General features: G+C 74.9%; 15 protein-coding genes. 7 read left to right on the top strand and 8 right to left on the bottom strand.

The window, feature by feature from the left end; all coding sequences use genetic code 11:
* Positions 1 to 17: 17 nt before the first annotated feature.
* From ACFWIC_RS37460 to fxsA, 4 genes are all read left to right on the top strand, one after another.
* Positions 18 to 1,670 (top strand): amidohydrolase, encoded by a 1,653-nt coding sequence (locus ACFWIC_RS37460; protein ID WP_380521462.1) that lies wholly within the window; start codon positions 18 to 20, stop codon positions 1,668 to 1,670.
* Positions 1,671 to 1,714: 44 nt separating this feature from the next.
* Positions 1,715 to 2,185, top strand: a complete 471-nt coding sequence (locus ACFWIC_RS37455) for an N-acetyltransferase (RefSeq protein ID WP_380521460.1) — start codon at positions 1,715 to 1,717, stop codon at positions 2,183 to 2,185.
* 125 nt (positions 2,186 to 2,310) lie between these two features.
* Positions 2,311 to 3,972 carry an apolipoprotein N-acyltransferase gene (lnt, locus tag ACFWIC_RS37450; RefSeq protein WP_380521458.1) on the top strand — a complete coding sequence of 554 codons (1,662 nt, stop codon included), beginning with the start codon at positions 2,311 to 2,313 and terminating at the stop codon, positions 3,970 to 3,972.
* Between the two features lie 55 nt (positions 3,973 to 4,027).
* Complete coding sequence (fxsA, locus tag ACFWIC_RS37445; RefSeq protein ID WP_380521456.1) at positions 4,028 to 4,606, top strand: FxsA family membrane protein; 579 nt, start codon at positions 4,028 to 4,030, stop codon at positions 4,604 to 4,606.
* A gap of 182 nt (positions 4,607 to 4,788) precedes the next feature.
* On the opposite strand, the gene ACFWIC_RS37440 is transcribed toward fxsA, so the two are convergent.
* From ACFWIC_RS37440 to ACFWIC_RS37430, 3 genes are all read right to left on the bottom strand, one after another.
* Positions 4,789 to 5,163, bottom strand: coding sequence for an RNA polymerase-binding protein RbpA (locus ACFWIC_RS37440; RefSeq protein ID WP_030396357.1), 375 nt, complete (start codon positions 5,161 to 5,163; stop codon positions 4,789 to 4,791).
* Positions 5,164 to 5,506: 343 nt separating this feature from the next.
* Positions 5,507 to 7,132, bottom strand: coding sequence for a hypothetical protein (locus ACFWIC_RS37435; RefSeq protein WP_355408998.1), 1,626 nt, complete (start codon positions 7,130 to 7,132; stop codon positions 5,507 to 5,509).
* Positions 7,133 to 7,253: 121 nt separating this feature from the next.
* Positions 7,254 to 7,448, bottom strand: a complete 195-nt coding sequence (locus tag ACFWIC_RS37430) for a hypothetical protein (protein WP_327674940.1) — start codon at positions 7,446 to 7,448, stop codon at positions 7,254 to 7,256.
* A gap of 401 nt (positions 7,449 to 7,849) precedes the next feature.
* Between ACFWIC_RS37430 and ACFWIC_RS37425 the strand changes: the two genes are divergently transcribed.
* The 3 genes from ACFWIC_RS37425 to ACFWIC_RS37415 are packed head-to-tail and all read left to right on the top strand — an operon-like array spanning position 7,850 to position 9,923.
* Complete coding sequence (locus ACFWIC_RS37425; protein ID WP_329952589.1) at positions 7,850 to 8,242, top strand: ankyrin repeat domain-containing protein; 393 nt, start codon at positions 7,850 to 7,852, stop codon at positions 8,240 to 8,242.
* A gap of 24 nt (positions 8,243 to 8,266) precedes the next feature.
* Positions 8,267 to 8,803 carry a GNAT family N-acetyltransferase gene (locus ACFWIC_RS37420; RefSeq protein WP_380521454.1) on the top strand — a complete coding sequence of 179 codons (537 nt, stop codon included), beginning with the start codon at positions 8,267 to 8,269 and terminating at the stop codon, positions 8,801 to 8,803.
* Positions 8,804 to 8,861: 58 nt separating this feature from the next.
* A complete protein-coding gene (locus tag ACFWIC_RS37415) occupies positions 8,862 to 9,923 on the top strand; it encodes a serine hydrolase domain-containing protein (RefSeq protein ID WP_329952591.1) in 1,062 nt (353 codons plus the stop codon).
* 49 nt (positions 9,924 to 9,972) lie between these two features.
* Here the strand turns inward: ACFWIC_RS37415 and ACFWIC_RS37410 are convergent, their stop codons facing one another.
* The 5 genes from ACFWIC_RS37410 to ACFWIC_RS37390 form a co-directional block, all read right to left on the bottom strand.
* Positions 9,973 to 11,028 carry a radical SAM protein gene (locus tag ACFWIC_RS37410; protein WP_380521452.1) on the bottom strand — a complete coding sequence of 352 codons (1,056 nt, stop codon included), beginning with the start codon at positions 11,026 to 11,028 and terminating at the stop codon, positions 9,973 to 9,975.
* The gene (locus ACFWIC_RS37405) at positions 11,025 to 11,231 is read right to left on the bottom strand and encodes a hypothetical protein (RefSeq protein ID WP_329884248.1); all 207 of its coding nucleotides are present in this window, start codon (positions 11,229 to 11,231) and stop codon (positions 11,025 to 11,027) included. The genes ACFWIC_RS37410 and ACFWIC_RS37405 overlap by 4 nt, the downstream gene beginning before the upstream one ends.
* Positions 11,232 to 11,535: 304 nt before the next feature.
* Positions 11,536 to 12,207, bottom strand: a complete 672-nt coding sequence (locus tag ACFWIC_RS37400) for a vitamin K epoxide reductase family protein (RefSeq protein WP_329952593.1) — start codon at positions 12,205 to 12,207, stop codon at positions 11,536 to 11,538.
* Positions 12,208 to 12,270: 63 nt separating this feature from the next.
* Positions 12,271 to 13,113 carry a thioredoxin domain-containing protein gene (locus ACFWIC_RS37395; protein WP_329952594.1) on the bottom strand — a complete coding sequence of 281 codons (843 nt, stop codon included), beginning with the start codon at positions 13,111 to 13,113 and terminating at the stop codon, positions 12,271 to 12,273.
* 271 nt (positions 13,114 to 13,384) lie between these two features.
* On the bottom strand, positions 13,385 to 14,062 hold the full coding sequence (locus ACFWIC_RS37390) for a hypothetical protein (RefSeq protein WP_355408985.1): 678 nt from the start codon (positions 14,060 to 14,062) through the stop codon (positions 13,385 to 13,387).
* Between the last annotated feature and the right edge of the window lie 826 nt (positions 14,063 to 14,888).

Genomic DNA, 14,888 nt, shown 5'->3' with positions numbered 1-14,888 from the left:
GGTGCAGACTAGGCCGCATGACCGAACGCACCCTCCCTCCTGGCCCGCCCGCGGGCAGGAGGGGCCCACGAACCGTCCTGCTGCGCGGCGGCGCCGTCTACAGCCCCGCCGACCCCTTCGCCACCGCCATGCTCGTCGAGGGCGGGCACGTCGCCTGGGTCGGCAGCGACGGAGCCGCCGAGGCCTACGCGCAGACCGCCGACGAGATCGTCGAGCTGGACGGCGCCCTGGTCACCCCCGCCTTCGTCGACGCCCACGTGCACGCCACGTCCACCGGGCTGGCGCTCACCGGGCTCGACCTCACCGGCAGTGCCTCGCTGGCCGCGGCCCTCGACTCCCTCACCGCCTTCGTGGACGCCCAGGACGTGCCCGGCGGCGTGCTCATCGGCCACGGCTGGGACGAGACCCGCTGGCCCGAGGGCCGCCCGCCCACGCTCGCCGAGCTGGACGCCGCCGCCCGGGGCGCGGCCGTCTACCTCTCCCGCACCGACGTGCACTCCGCCCTCGCCACCAGCGCGCTGCGCGAGCTCACCGAGGACCTCGCCGGCCGCCCCGGCCACCACGCCGACGGCCCGCTGACCCGCGACGCCCACCACGCCGTCCGGCAGACCGCGTTGGCCCGCCTCACCCCCGAGCAGCGCGCCCGTGCCCAGCGCGCCGCCCTGGCCCGCGCGGCCGAACTCGGCATCGGCGCGCTGCACGAGTGCGCCGGTCCGGAGATCTCCTCCGAGGAGGACCTCGCCGCCCTGCTCGCGCTGGCCGCCGGGGGCGAGGGCCCCGAGGTCTTCGGCTACTGGGGGGAGTTGGGGGAGCGCGGCGTGGAGACCGCCCGCCGGCTCGGCGCGGTCGGCGCCGGCGGCGACCTGTTCGTCGACGGCGCGATCGGCTCGCACACCGCCTGCCTGCACGCCAGTTACGCCGACGCCGACCACACCGGGACGGCGTACCTGACCGCCGAGCAGGTCGCCGACCACGTCGCGGCCTGCACCGCGGCCGGGCTCCAGGCCGGCTTCCACGCCATCGGCGACGCCGCGGTCGCCGCCGTGGTCGAGGGCGTCCGGACGGCCGGGGAGCGGGTCGGCGCCGGGCGGGTCCGGGCGCTGCGCCACCGGGTCGAGCACGCCGAGGCGCTGGACGACAAGACCGTCGCGGCCTTCGCCGAGCTGGGTCTCACCGCCTCCGTCCAGCCGGCCTTCGACGCCGCCTGGGGCGGCCCGGAGGGCATGTACGTCCAGCGGCTCGGCGCCGAGCGCGCCGCCGCGCTCAACGCCTTCGCGGCCCTGCTGCGGGTCGGCGTGCCGCTCGCGTTCGGCTCGGACGCCCCGGTCACCCCGCTCGACCCCTGGGGGGCGGTCCGGGCCGCCGCCTTCCACCGGACCCCGGAGCACCGGATCTCGGTCCGGGCCGCCTTCACCGCCCACACCCGGGGCGGCTGGCGCGCGATCGGCCGGGACCACGACGGCGTGCTCGTCCCCGGCGCCGTCGCCAGCTACGCGATCTGGGCCGCCGACGACCTGGTCGTCCAGGCGCCGGACTCCCGGGTGGCGGGCTGGTCCACCGACCCGCGCTCCGGCACCCCCGGTCTGCCCGACCTCACCCCGGGCCGTCCGCTGCCGGTCTGCCTGCGCACGGTGGTCCTCGGCCGCACGGTCTACCGCGCCGCCGAGTGAAAAGCGGATGATCGTGGCGCGGTGTGGCCCGTAGCGTGACCGGCATGACCGATCACACCACCGCACCCGCGTTCGTCCCCGCCGGCTTCGCCGTGCCGCGCGAGCTGCGCGCCGAGGGGTTCCGCCTGGAGCCCCTCGGCGAGCAGCACAACGAGGCCGACCACGCCGCCTGGAGCGGCAGCATCGAACACATCCGCGCCACCCCCGGCTTCGGCCACGGCCACTGGCCCCCGGTCGAGGGCATGCCCCTCGACCGCAACCTCGCCGACCTGCGCCGGCACGCCGCCGACTTCGCCGCCCGCAGGGGCTTCACCTACACCGTCCGCGAGGTCCCCGGCGACGCCGTGATCGGCTGCGTCTACGTCTACCCGGACCGCGAGGAGCCGGCCGTGGCCAAGGTCAGCTCCTGGGTCCGCGCCGACCGCGCCGAGCTGGACGCCCCGCTGTACCGCGCCGTGTCCGCCTGGCTCGACGCCGACTGGCCGCTGCGCGAGGTCCGCTACGGCCCGCGCTGAAGCGGTACGAAGCGACCCTCACCTCACGGTTCGGTGTCCTGACGGGGTACCTTCTTCGGACAGCGTCCGAACAGCCGTCCGTGCACCTCCGCGGCGGCACCGAGAGAGATGGTGCGACGGTGGCCATGCCCGTCCCCCCGGAGCGGTCCGGGACCGCATCCGAGACCCCAGACGGGACCCCTCGCGAAGGCCGGGCCGTCCGCGGGCTCGCCAAGGTCCGGGCCGGTCTGCCCCGCACCGCACTGGCCGTGCTCGCCGGGCTCCTGCTCGCCCTGGCCTTCCCGCCGTACGACCTCTGGCCGCTCTCGCTGCTCGGCGTCGCCGCGCTCTCCCTGCTCACCCGGGGCCGCACCGTGCGGCAGGGTGCCTGGACCGGCTTCGCCTTCGGACTGCCGTTCTTCCTGATGCTGCTCAGCTGGCTGCGGGTGATCGGCTGGGACGCCACCGTCGGCCTCTCGGTCGTCGAGGCGCTGTTCCTGGCCGCCCTCGGTGCCGGTCTCGCGGTCACCTCCCGGCTGCCCGTCTGGCCGCTCTGGGGCGCCTGCCTCTGGATCACCCAGGAGTGGGCCCGTGACCGGCTGCCGCTCGGCGGCTTCCCCTGGGGCCGGCTCGCCTTCGCCAACACCGCCACGCCCTTCACCCCGCTGGCGGCGCTCGGCGGCGCCCCGCTGGTGACCTTCGCGGTCGCCCTCTCCGGCACCCTGCTCGCCTGGGCCGTCCTGCGGCTGCCCGGCCGGGGCCGCGCCGGGCACCCGCGCCCGGCCGCCGCCGGGCTTCTCGGCGCCGTCGCCATGATGCTCGCCGGCTTCCTCGTGCCCGTGCCGACCGCGCCCGCCGAGACCGTCAAGGTCGCCGTCATCCAGGGCAACGTGCCCAACCCCGGCATGGACTTCCTCGGCCGCCCGATGATGGTCCTCAACAACCACGCCGCCGCCACCGAGAAGCTCGCCGCCGACATCGCGGCCGGCCGCGCCGAGAAGCCCGACCTCGTGATCTGGCCGGAGAACTCCTCCGACCTCGACCCCTTCAGCGACCCGCTCGCCTACCGGCGGATCGACGAGGCGGTGAAGGCCATCGGCGTGCCCACCCTGGTCGGCACCCTGGTCGACGGCCCGGACGAGCAGCACGTCCAGAACGAGGGCATCGTCTGGGACCCGAAGACCGGCCCCGGCGCCTCCTACACCAAGCAGCACCCGGTGCCGTTCGGCGAGTACGTGCCGTTCCGCGACCAGCTGTCCAAGGTGATCACCCGGCTCCAGCGGGTCGCCCGCGACTTCTACCCCGGTGACCACAACGGCGTGATGCAGCTCGGCCCGGCCCGGATCGGCGACGTCATCTGCTTCGAGGTGGCCTACGACGAGATCGTCCGCGACACCGTCGACCAGGGCGCCCGGGTGCTCGTCGTCCAGACCAACAACGCCACCTACGCGAGGACCGGCCAGCCCGAACAGCAGCTGGCGATGAGCCGACTGCGCGCGGTGGAGCACGGCCGGGCCGTGCTGATCGCCGCCACCAGCGGCATCAGCGCGGTGATCGCCCCGGACGGCACGGTCGTCCAGCGGACCGAGGAGCTGACCGCCGCCGAGCTGTCCGCCACCGTCCCGCTGCGCGACGGCACGACCGTCGCCAACCGCTTGGGCGCCGCGCCCGAGTGGACGCTCGCCCTGGCCGGCCTGCTGGCCTGCGGCGGGGCGGTACTGGTCACCCGTCGCCGGCGTCCGGAGGCCGGCGCGCGGACCGACGGAACACCGGCCGACGGGCGATCGTTGGAGCAGTTGGTGCCGTAGCCGGTCCGGACCTCCCGTGCGGCGCGCAGAGCACCGCTAGGAGTGGATTCGTACCGTGACCCAGCAAGCTACCCCCGCCCGTCCGGCGCCGCGCTCGAAGCTCCGGCGGGTGCTGCCGCTGGTGGTCACCGCCTGGCTGGTCCTGGAGATCTGGCTGCTGGTCCAGGTGGGATCCTGGCTGGGCGGCCTGACCGTCGTCCTGCTGCTGATCGCCGGGGCGGTGATCGGCGGTTCGCTGATCAAGCGGGCCGGACTCAAGGCCCTGTCGGCGGCGATCGAGCAGAGCCGCGACCCGCAGTCGCAGCAGGCCCAGACCGGCGCGAGCCTCACGGTGCTGGCGGGCCTGCTGCTCATCGTGCCGGGCTTCCTCTCGGACGCCCTGGCGCTCACCCTGCTGTTCCCGCCGACCCGGGTGCTCTGGCGGGCGGCCGGCCGCCGGCTCGCGGACAAGGCGCTGCGTTCGACCTCCTCGGTCGGCGCCGACCCGTTCGCGGACGCGATGCGGCTCCAGGAGCAGCTGCGCATCCACCGCCCGGACGGCAAGGTGATCCAGGGCGAGGTCGTGGAGCCGGGCAGCGGCCCGCGCGACGCGCAGGGCCCGGACACCGCCTACCGCCCGCCGATCAACGGCTGACCGGCTCGGCCTCGGCCGCACGGCCGCCGGAGGGCTCGCACGCCCCCGGCGGCCGTGGCCCCACCCCGGGGGGCTTCCCGGGGAGCTCCGAGGCGATTCCGGGCAGGATGCGGGCAACGCGAAAGGGACCCTGGAGGCCAGGGTCCCTTTTCGCGTGCTCCCGCCGGGCCGCGGGAGCGGGGTCAGGCGCTCTTGCGGGTGTCCCGCGGGTGCACCGCGAGGTTCATCCCGCCGGAGCGGAGCACGGCCAGCCGCTCGGCCAGCACCTCCTCCAGCTCCTCGCGCGTCCGGCGCTCCATCAGCATGTCCCAATGGGTACGCGTCGGCTTGGTCTTCTTCTCCTCAGGCTCGTCACCGTCGAGGAGTACCGCCTCCTGGCCGCAGAAGCGGCATTCCCACGCCGAGGGGATCTCCGCCTCGACCGAGAAAGGAACCTCGAATCGGTGTCCGTTCTGACATGCATACTCGACGGTCTGGCGCGGAGCCAGATCGATACCGCGGTCGGTCTCGTAGCTAGTGGCCCCGAGTCGCGTGCCGCGGAGAGCTCGCTCGCTCATGAATCGTGCCTCCCGGGCTTATGGCCCACAGGACTAGTGGTCGTTGTTCTTCGTCGTTCGGTCAACGCTCGGCTTCCGACGAAGATTCCCGTCCCGGGACATGCGTCGTCTGTCGTGCCGCCCCTGTTTGTACCCACCGGCGCCCGATTTGTCACATCTGGCCGGTGATATCACCCCAGGTGTCACCTATTTCACATCTGGTGATCGGTCGGCCTTTCCCGGACGAGCGTACCGGGGCGGGAACCGGCGGCCTGCGCCGCCCCTCCCGAAGCCCTCACGTTCCGCCCGCCCGGCCGAGTGGGCCGGACCCGCCGGAGGGGCCCGGCGGCCCGGACCGAGCGGGTCAGGCGAGCGGGCGGAAGCGTAGCGCGGACGGCCCCTTGGCGAGGTCCACCCCGGCGCGCGGGTCCGCGTCGAGCTCCACCGGCACGGTCGGCGGACCGTCCGGGCGCGGCGGCGCCTCGACCGGGGCGGCGGCCTCGGTGCGGGTGTCGCGGTGCGGCAGCAGGGCGATCACCGCGTCCCGCAGCTGGGCGGGCGCGTCCTCGTCCAGCGGGTCGACGGTGGCCGGCACCTGGAGGCGGACCGGGGTGCCGGTGCCGATCCGGGCGTAGCCGCGCCCGGCGGGGGCGTGTGCGGCGGGCACGATGTCCAGCGGGGTGCCGAGCGCGGCGTGGCCCTCGGCGGGGCCGGTCGGGCCGAGCACCACGCGGGCCCGGGTGGTGGCCCGGACGCTCGGGGTGATCCGGTCCCGGGCCTCGACGTCGTCGGCGACGACGACGGTGACCCGGGCGGCCCGGCCGTGCCGCAGCGGCAGTTCCAGCAGGTCCTGCGGGTCGGGGCGGCCCTCGGCGTGGGCCAGCTCGCTCAGCTCGGTCGGGTGGTCGAGCAGCAGCCAGAGCGGGCGGACGACGTCCTCGGGCGGGGCGACGCCGGCGTGCCGGGCCGCGTTCAGGGCGCCGAGCCTGCGCTCGGTCTCCTGGGCCGTCCACTGCAGCGCGGCCAGCGCGCCGTGCAGGCTGGTCTCCACCGTGTGCACGCCGGGGCGGTTGACCAGGCAGGCGTGCTCGCCGGTGCCGGCGCCGTCGATCACCACCAGGTCGGCGTAGGGCAGCGCCTGCAGGGCGACCGAGCGGATCAGGCTGGAGGTGCCGTAGCCGCTCACGCCGAGGGCGAGCAGGTGGGGCTCGGCGGAGCGCGGCCCGGTGCGCCAGATCACCGGCGGCTGCTGGGTGACGGCGCCGCCCTGGTGGACCGGGATGGTCCGGGCGCTGCCGTCCCCGTCGGTGAAGCCGAGCACGATCTCGCCGGGCGCGGTCACGAACCGCTGGGCGGCGATGTCGGTGGGCAGCGGCGCCAGCGCGGCGATCCGCAGCTTGTTGGACTCCTCGTCCCAGTCGAAGCGGTACTCCCGGGCGCGGCCGGCCTTGCCCTGGACGACCTGCTCGATCCGGGCCCGGGCGGCCGGTTCGGTGTCGGTGAAGTAGGCGGGGTAGGCCAGTTCCAGCCGGGAGAGCCGGCCCTCGCCGTCGAACTCCCAGCCGCCGAAGGCGTCCTGGTAGCCGCCCTCGTGACGGTAGAGCGGGTTGAGGTCGTCCGGCCCCGACAGGTACGGGGTGAGGGCGGCGTAGAGCGCGCCGAGCTTGACGTCGGCGACGTCCGGCTCGGGCGGGCCGGGGGGTGTCCGGGGGCCCCGGCCGGCCCAGGCGGCGCTGGCCATCAGGGCCACCAGGGCGAACAGCAGGCCGTGCGGCAGCAGGTAGATCCCGAGCAGCATGGCGGCGACCAGGAACGCGGTGGGCCCGCGGCGTTCCTTGGGGGTGGCCTGCCAGCGGGCCTTGGCCCAGGCGACGTGGTGGCGCATGCCACGGCCGATGACGGTGAGCGGCGCGAACATGTCGGAGGCGTGGTCGCCGGCCGTGCGGACGAGGTCGCGGCCCTTGCTGAGCGGTAGGCGGTTGAGCGGCATTCCGGGCTCCCCGGGCGAATGGGACGGTCGGGCGGAACTGGGCTTGATCCAACGACGGGGCCCGGGGGCGGTGGGATCCGCGCCCGGGCCCGTACGGGGGAGTGGCGGGGTCGGACAAGCGCTAGAACTTGAGGCCGCCGAGCAGGCTGGCGAGGCTGGCGCCGCCTGCGGTGATGCTCGGTGCGATCGAGGAGCCGGCGATGTAGAAGCCGAGAAGGGCGCAGACGATGGCGTGGGAGACCTTTAGTCCGTCCCTGCGGAAGAAGAGAAAGGCGATGGTGCCGAACAGGACGATGCCGGAAATCGAGAGGATCACGTTCTGCTCCTCGGGGAGGGGGGACAGGGGCAGTGTTACCGAAAGTGCCTTAATCGTGACAAAAAGTAATAGATGATGGAACGGTGCAAATGGGTGGTTTTCCCTGATTACTCCGATTCGTGACCCGGGTGGCGGTAGGCGGACCGGGCTCCGGGGAGCCGCGGGCCGCGCCGTTCCGGGCGCCGACACATTCCCGTCCGCGGGTCGGGAAGTTTCCGGGGGTCCCCGGAAGTTCGCTCGAACGGGCGCGCAACCTTCCGGCCCGCGTGCGGTACGCGCGGGAGCGGCGGCATCCGGGATCCGGAAGCGTGCTGGATCGCGTACGGGTCCGGCCGCTACGGTGCGACGGGCGCGACCACCGAACCGCAGGACGAGACGAGACCCCGAAAGAGGCCCCAGAGATGACCGACACCCCCGACGCCGACGTGATCGCGCTGGCCGGCAAGCTGTTCGACGCGGCCCGGGCCGGCGACACCGCGACCCTCGCGGCCTACGTCGACGCCGGAGCCCCGGCGGACCTCACCAACGACCGCGGTGACACGCTGCTGATGCTCGCCGCCTACCACGGCCACGCCGCCGCCGTCACCGCCCTGCTGGAGCGCGGCGCCGACCCGAACCGGGCCAACGACCGGGGCCAGACCCCGCTCGCCGGCGCCGTCTTCAAGGGGGCCGACGACGTCCTCGCCGTGCTGCTCGGCGGCGGCGCCGACCCCTCCGCCGGCACCCCCTCGGCCGTCGACACCGCCCGGATGTTCGGCAAGGAGGAGCTGGTCGCCCGGTTCGAGGGTCGCTGAGCCGGGGCCGTAGGCTTGTCGACCATGGAGAGCACCACCGGCAGCAGCGCCCTGCGGGACGCCAAGGACGACAGCATCGAGATCCGCGTCACCGGCTACGGCCACCCCGACGCCCAGCGCCTCTCGGCGGAGGTGCAGGAGGAGTACGTCCGCCGCTACGGCGAGGGCGACCTCACCGAGCTGCACCCCGACCACTTCGAGGCGCCGGACGGCCTCTTCCTGATCGCCTACCTCGACGGCGAGCCGGTCGCCTGCGGTGGCTGGCGCGCCAAGGAGGCCGGTCCGCACGGGCTGCGGGCGGGCGACGCCGAGCTGAAGCGGATGTTCGTCCGCCCCGAGGCGCGCGGCCGCGGCCTGGCCCGCACGGTGCTGCGCCGGCTGGAGCTGACCGCGGCCGAGGCCGGGCGGACCAGGTTCGTCCTGGAGACCGGGACCGAGCAGCCCGAGGCCATCGCCCTGTACGCCTCCGAGGGGTACGCGGCGATCCAGAAGTTCGGCATCTACCGCGAGCACCCGCAGTCGGTCTGCATGGGCAAGGAGTTCGGTGCGGCAACGGTCTGACCGGTGCCCGCGCGGGTAGGCTCCCCCCGGGGGAGTCGGCAGACGGGGGCGGCAGTTGATGAGCGGACCGGAAGCACTGCCCGAACTCGCGGCACCCGCAGGTGTGGTGGACCGGCTGGTGACGGCCGGACTGGCCGGCGTCGGGACCGGTGGCGTCTGGTCGGTCGGTGACGCCGGCGGCGTCCGCGGCCGGGGGCGGTCCGGGGTACTGGGCCAGGGCCCCTACGGCGCGCGGGAGATGGACCACGACACGCTCTTCGACGTGGCCAGCATCACCAAGATCGTCGCGCTCTGGCCGTGCGCCGGGGTGCTCCGGCAGTCCGGGCGGCTCCCGCTCGACCGGCCCCTCGGCCACTTCTGGCCGGAGGTCGCCGGCCGGACCGCCGGTGAGGTGACCGTCCGTCAGCTGCTCACCCACACCGCCGGGATGCCCCTGCGCACCCGGTTCGTCGAGCTCTACGGGCGGGACCCGGCGGTGATCCTGGCCGGCGTGCTCGACGCCCCGCTGTACCGCGCGCCCGGGACGGCCGTCGAGTACACCGACCGGGCCGCCGTCCTCCTCGGCCACCTGGTCGGCTCGCTGGCCGGATCGCCGCTCGACGAGCTCGCCGCCCGCCAGGTCTGGCGCCCGCTCGGGATGTCCGACACCCGCTACGGCCCGCTCGGCCCGGAACTCGCCGCCCGCACCGCGCCCACCGAGTACGAGGAGCTGGCCGGCACCGAGCTCTGCGGGGTCGTGCACGACCCCTCGGCCCGGCTGCTCGGGGGCGTCTCCGGCAACGCCGGCGCCTTCTCCACCGCCCGTGACCTGGAACGCTTCCTCACCGCGCTGCTCGACCCGCCGCCCGGCCTGCCCTGGGGCGAGGAGTGGATCACCGAGTCGCTGCGCGAGCAGACCGGCGGCCTGGAGCCCGCGAGGGGTCTCTCCTGGCTCTGCGCCGCCGGCACCGATCCGGCGGAGGGCACCTTCGTCCACTACGGCTTCACCGGCACCGGGATCTGGATCTCCCGACGGCTCGGCCGCTGGGCGCTGCTGCTCACCAACAAGGTCCACTACGACCGGGAGTTCCAGCCGCTCACCGATCTGCGCAACGCCTTCCGGCGGGCCGTCTTCGGCTGACGCCCGGGGCCCGGCCGCGCGTGTGCGGCCGGGCCCCGGGCCGGCGCGGTCAGACGGACGCCGCCGCCAACGGGCGCTTCGAGATCTGGAGCAGCGGCTTCGGCTCCGGCTCCGACTGGCGCGTGAACGCCGCGTACGGGCAGGCGTTGAGCTCCGGGTCGCGCGCGGCCCAGCCCTGGAGCCACGGGCGCAGCCGCGGATTGTCGATCTCCACCGAGCCGTCCGGCCGCAGCCGGCCGATGTCGTTGGCCGGGTCGGACAGCGCCACCGTGCACTTGCCCAGCCGGCCGTCCGCCCGCACCAGCAGCGAGTTGGCGCGCGCGGCGTAGCAGACCTCCTCCGGTGCGAACAGCCGCTCCTCGCCGCCGCCCTCGGTCAGCAGCGCCCGCAGCCCGGCGATCTTCCCGTCGTCGGAGTCGAGCACGTCCATGGTGTCGTCGTTGGGGCCGCCCAGACGGACCACGCGCTTCAGGAAGACGGAGAACCGCGGGTCGTCGAGGAAGGTGTCCCGGATCCGGGCGAGGAACTCCGGCATCACCGGCAGGTTCTCCGGGGTGAGGTGGACCCGCAGCAGCATCCGTACGTCGGCGGAGCCGGCCCGGACCTCCTCCAGGTTGCGCCAGACCTGCTCGAACGTCCCCCGGCCGTCGGCCCGCACCCGGGTCAGGTCGTGGAACGCGGCGGGGCCGTCCAGCGACACCTGGTAGGCCCGGACGCCGAGGCCCGCCAGGCGTTCGGCCGTCCGGCCGTCGACCAGGTAGCCGTTGGTGGTCATGTCGCTCTCGTAGCCGAGGCCGGGGTGGCGCCGCTGCGCCGCCCGGGCGTGCGCGGTCACCTCCTCGATGACCGGGCGGGCCAGCATCGGCTCCCCGCCGAACCACGACACCTGGAGGTGCCGCAGTCCGGCGGCGCGCCGGTCGATGAGGTTCTTCACCCCGGCGACCACCTCGGGGGCCATCCGGCCGATCGCGAAGTCCTCGTAGCAGTACGTGCAGCGGAAGTTGCACTGCTCGGTGGGCAGCAGGATCAGCTGGAGCCGGTCGCTGCGCACGGATTCGGCGAACTCCCGGTCGAAGGGCGAGGGTTCGCCGGTGGAGCCGGTCACCTCTCCACCGACTTGCCGCAGCCCTTGGCGCAGTTGCCGCCGTGACAGTTGTTGGTGGTCGCGCGGGCCGACGCGTTCGGCGACGAGGCCATGGCGGCCACGACCGACTCGGCGAGCTCCGGGTTCTGGATGTGCACCCGCCCCTCGTCGTCGAGGGTGAGGTCCGCGGTGCTGATGGCGAAGGTGGGTCCCTGACTGGCCATGGTCTTCTCTCCTCGGGAGGCTTGGGACGGCCGGGGCCACCGGAGCGTCGGGGATCGGCGCCCGGCCGACGGCCGAACGACCCCGCCTCGGGAGAACGACGACTCGGGCGAGGGGTCGCTCTCCATCGTCCGGGCCGGTCCGGCGGGCCGCGCGGGATGTTCGCCCGTGCAGGTGATGGCCGGACCGGGTGCGACCCGGGCGGAGCAGCCGCGCGCGGGAGGCCGGTCGAACCGCTCCGCCGGGGCGGAGACCCTGCCGCCCCGGCGGAGGAGTTGACGCCGCGTCAGCTCGCGGAGGTCCCCGTCAGAGGAGGGTCGACCAGTAGTACCAGAAGCGGTTGAGGATCAGCAGGCCGATCACCGCGGCCCAGAGCACCGGTACCGCCCAGTGGTAGCGGGCGGCCTCCCGCACGACCACCCGGAACCTCGGTCCGACCGGTATCACCCCGGAGCGCAGGTTGTGCAGCGTCGTGTACCAGAACAGCGCCACCACCGCTGCCCAGACCACCATGCAGTACGGGCAGAGCGCGCCGATGTCGTACAGCGCCTGGTCGATCAGCCAGTGCACGAAGCCCAGTCCGAACAGCGTGCCGGCCTGCAGCCCGAGCCAGAACCAGCGCCGGTACGCCGCCCCGGCGAGCAGCCCGGCGCCGATCGCCGCCAGGGCGCCGAACGCGGCCAGCCCGAGCAGCGGGTTCGGGAAGCCGAAGACCTCGGCCTGCTCGGTGCGCATCACCGACCCGCAGCTGATCACCGGGTTGATGTTGCAGCTGGGGATGTAGGAGGGGTCCTCCAGGATGCGGAGCTTGTCGAAGGTCAGGACGGCCGAGGCGGCCAGCCCGATCAGTCCGCCGAGGAGGACGAGCAGTGAGAACGCGCGGCCCGCGCCGATCGGGGCCGGGCCCGGAGGAGCGGGGTCGGCGGGGTCGGCGGGGGCGGGACGGGAGGAGCGGGGCACGGCGGTCGGGGCGGTCATGGCAGAGCACTCCGGGGGTGGGAAGGGGCCGGCCCGGCCGCGAGTCGGCCGGGCCGGTGGTGCTCACGACAAACCCGCGGCCTGCTTCACCTGGGCGGTGAACTGCTCCGGCGTCACCGCGCGGTTCCCGCTGAACAGCGTGAGCGGCTTGCCGTCCACCTTCACCGTCGGCGTGCCCGTCACCCCGCTGTCGTTGAAGGCGTCCGCGACCTTCTTCGCCCACGGCGCGTACGTCCGGTCGGTGACCGCCTTGACGAACGCGTCCGTCTTCAGACCCGGTACCTTGTCGGCGAGTTCGAGCAGGTGGTTGACGTCGCCGAAGGCGTCGTCGCGCTCCTCCGGCTGGTTGGCGTACAGCACGTCGTGGTAGGCCTTGAACTTGTCGACGCCCTCGTTCGCCGCGGCGCCGATGGCGGCCAGCGCGGTGCGCGAGCCCTTGCCGCCGAGGTTCTTGTCGAGGAACGCGGCCAGGTGGTACTCGACCTTGACGGTGCCGTCGTCCGCCAGCTTCTTGACGGCCTCGCCGTTGGCGGCCTCGAAGCCCTTGCAGACCGGGCAGCGGAAGTCCTCGAACACCTGGAGGGTGTGCGCGGCGTCCGCCTTGCCGTAGGTGATCACCGTTCCGTCCGGGCCGGAGGTGTTGGCCGGGACGACCAGCGCGGTGGGTTCCGCGGCGGCCGTGTCCGCGGAGGACTTGTCGTCGCCGGCCGCGCTGATTGCGAGCGCGGTGCCCCCGGCCAGGGCGAGCACGACGACGATCGACACCCCGACGACGATCCGCTGACGGCGCTGGGCGGACTGCTTCTCCTGGCGCTGGGCCTCCTGGATCCGCTCGCGGGCGCTGATCTTCTGGGACTGCTTGCGGGACGGCTGCTTGGTGCCGGGCTTCTGGTCGGACTGTGCCATGACGGGTCAACTCCGTTGTGGGACGCACCGGGAGGTGCGGAAGGGGCCGCCTCGGCGCGGCGCGGGCGCGGGGCGCCGGCGGGCCGGTAGGGGCGGGGTCGGTGGAACGGCGGAGTCGCGCGCTGCCTGTGCGGAGCTCGCCCGGGGGCCATCGGAGCCCGCGCCGTGGGGCGTCGGGGCGGCCGGGACCGGGCCCTGCGGGGTCGGAGCCGGCGGGCTCGGAACGCGGGGCTAGGGGAGCCGGGGGATCGGGACTTCGGGCTCGGGGCCGTCAGCAGGCAGGCGCGAGGACCGGCGGCCCGCGGCGCGGTGCCGGGCTCAGCACCACGTCCTCGCGGCGCGGTCGGCGGCGGTCCGGGACCGGCAGCGGAACCCGCAGCACCGGCCGGGCCGGCACCGGGGCCAGCAGCAGGAACAGCGCCCGCAGCGGGGCCGCGAGCGACTGGCGCAGCACGCGCAGGGCGCGGGCGAGACCCGACAGGGCGGCGTCGCCCAGCCGCAGCCAGGCGGAGGCGGCCAGCGCGACCAGCAGGTGCACCAGCAGGAGCAGCAACTGGGTGGCGGCGGGCGCCAGCGGCCCGGAGTGCCCCAACGGCCCGGAGAACAGCGAGCCGTCCACCGAACCGCCGCCGCAGACCAGGAGGTTCATGCCGCGGGCGGGGAGGTGGTCGGGGGCGAGGGCCGGGCCGCAGCCGGCCTGGCCCAGGTTGAAGGTGGTGTTGAGCAGCAGCTCGACCGGAACCATCACGGCCGCGATGTGCAGCAACCGCCGTTCGCCGCCGGCCAGGGCGGCCGCCAGCACGAAGACGACGACCGTCGCGGCCACCACCAGGACGATCGGCAGTGGACGACCGGTGATGACCACCTGGCCCAGTGCGGACAACGGCACGGCGAGCGCGGTGAACACCGCGGCCCGCAGGGCCCTCGTCGCACCGGTGGAAGTCGTCACGTCCCGGAGTATGCCACGACGCTTACACCGGGCACGAGGGTGCGTCGGGGGCGGGGCGGGAATCGGCGCACAGATTGTCCCGCATCGGTCGTTCGTTCGCGGTGCGGGGGCCGCGAGTTCACCGGGGGGATGGGTTTGGCGGCCGTACGGGTGGGTGACGGGCCGTCAGGGGCTGACGTGGGAGCCGGGGCGGTCCGACAATCGGGCGATGGACTATGCCAGCGGCCCGGAGGCCGCGGTTCCCGTGGGGCCACCGGTTCCCGCGGGGCCCCCGCTGCCGGTGCCGCCGGTGCCACCCCGGTGGCCGTCGTGGCCGCATCCGTCGTGGCCGGCGCACCCGACCTTCCCCGCGACGCACTGCCCTTCGCCGTCGCCTTCGCCGTCGCCGCCCGCTCCTTCGCCGTCGCCGACCGCAGTGCCGTCGCCCACCGCCACGCCGACGTGGACCGCTGCGCCGACTCAGACCGCTGCGCCCGGTCAGACCGCTGCGCCGACGTGGACCCCGACGTCGGTGCCGCCGCCGACCGCTGTGCCGACGCCGGTCACGGTGCCGGCGGTGCCGGCGGTGGTGCCGGCCGCTCCGGTCACGGTCGCGGCGTCGCCGTCGGCCCCGCCGTCACCCTCCCCGGTCCGGAGTGCGGCGCCCGTGCCCTCGCCCGCGCCGACGGGTCCACCCCGCCCGGACCGGCCGCCGGCCGCCCCGGCGGCGGCACCCGCCCGGCCGGCCCCCCCCCCCCCCCCCGCCCCCCCGCCCCCCCCCCCCCCACCCCCCCCCCCCCCCCCCCCGCCGGCCCGTGTTCCCGCCGCTGCGCGCGGCCCGACCGCG

The organism is Kitasatospora sp. NPDC127035, from assembly GCF_042726075.1.
In the GTDB taxonomy this organism is placed as follows: domain Bacteria; phylum Actinomycetota; class Actinomycetes; order Streptomycetales; family Streptomycetaceae; genus Kitasatospora.
The sequence above is the reverse complement of the archived record's forward strand: the minus strand, read 5'-3'. Positions and strand labels throughout refer to the sequence as shown.

Coding starts and splice junctions, on each gene's coding strand:
- ACFWIC_RS37460 (WP_380521462.1), top strand. CDS start 18: ATGACCGAACGCACCCTCCCTCCTGGCCCGCCCGCGGGCAGGAGGGGC.
- ACFWIC_RS37455 (WP_380521460.1), top strand. CDS start 1,715: ATGACCGATCACACCACCGCACCCGCGTTCGTCCCCGCCGGCTTCGCC.
- lnt (WP_380521458.1), top strand. CDS start 2,311: ATGCCCGTCCCCCCGGAGCGGTCCGGGACCGCATCCGAGACCCCAGAC.
- ACFWIC_RS37440 (WP_030396357.1), bottom strand. CDS start 5,163: ATGAGCGAGCGAGCTCTCCGCGGCACGCGACTCGGGGCCACTAGCTAC.
- ACFWIC_RS37435 (WP_355408998.1), bottom strand. CDS start 7,132: ATGCCGCTCAACCGCCTACCGCTCAGCAAGGGCCGCGACCTCGTCCGC.
- ACFWIC_RS37425 (WP_329952589.1), top strand. CDS start 7,850: ATGACCGACACCCCCGACGCCGACGTGATCGCGCTGGCCGGCAAGCTG.
- ACFWIC_RS37420 (WP_380521454.1), top strand. CDS start 8,267: ATGGAGAGCACCACCGGCAGCAGCGCCCTGCGGGACGCCAAGGACGAC.
- ACFWIC_RS37415 (WP_329952591.1), top strand. CDS start 8,862: ATGAGCGGACCGGAAGCACTGCCCGAACTCGCGGCACCCGCAGGTGTG.
- ACFWIC_RS37405 (WP_329884248.1), bottom strand. CDS start 11,231: ATGGCCAGTCAGGGACCCACCTTCGCCATCAGCACCGCGGACCTCACC.
- ACFWIC_RS37400 (WP_329952593.1), bottom strand. CDS start 12,207: ATGACCGCCCCGACCGCCGTGCCCCGCTCCTCCCGTCCCGCCCCCGCC.
- ACFWIC_RS37395 (WP_329952594.1), bottom strand. CDS start 13,113: ATGGCACAGTCCGACCAGAAGCCCGGCACCAAGCAGCCGTCCCGCAAG.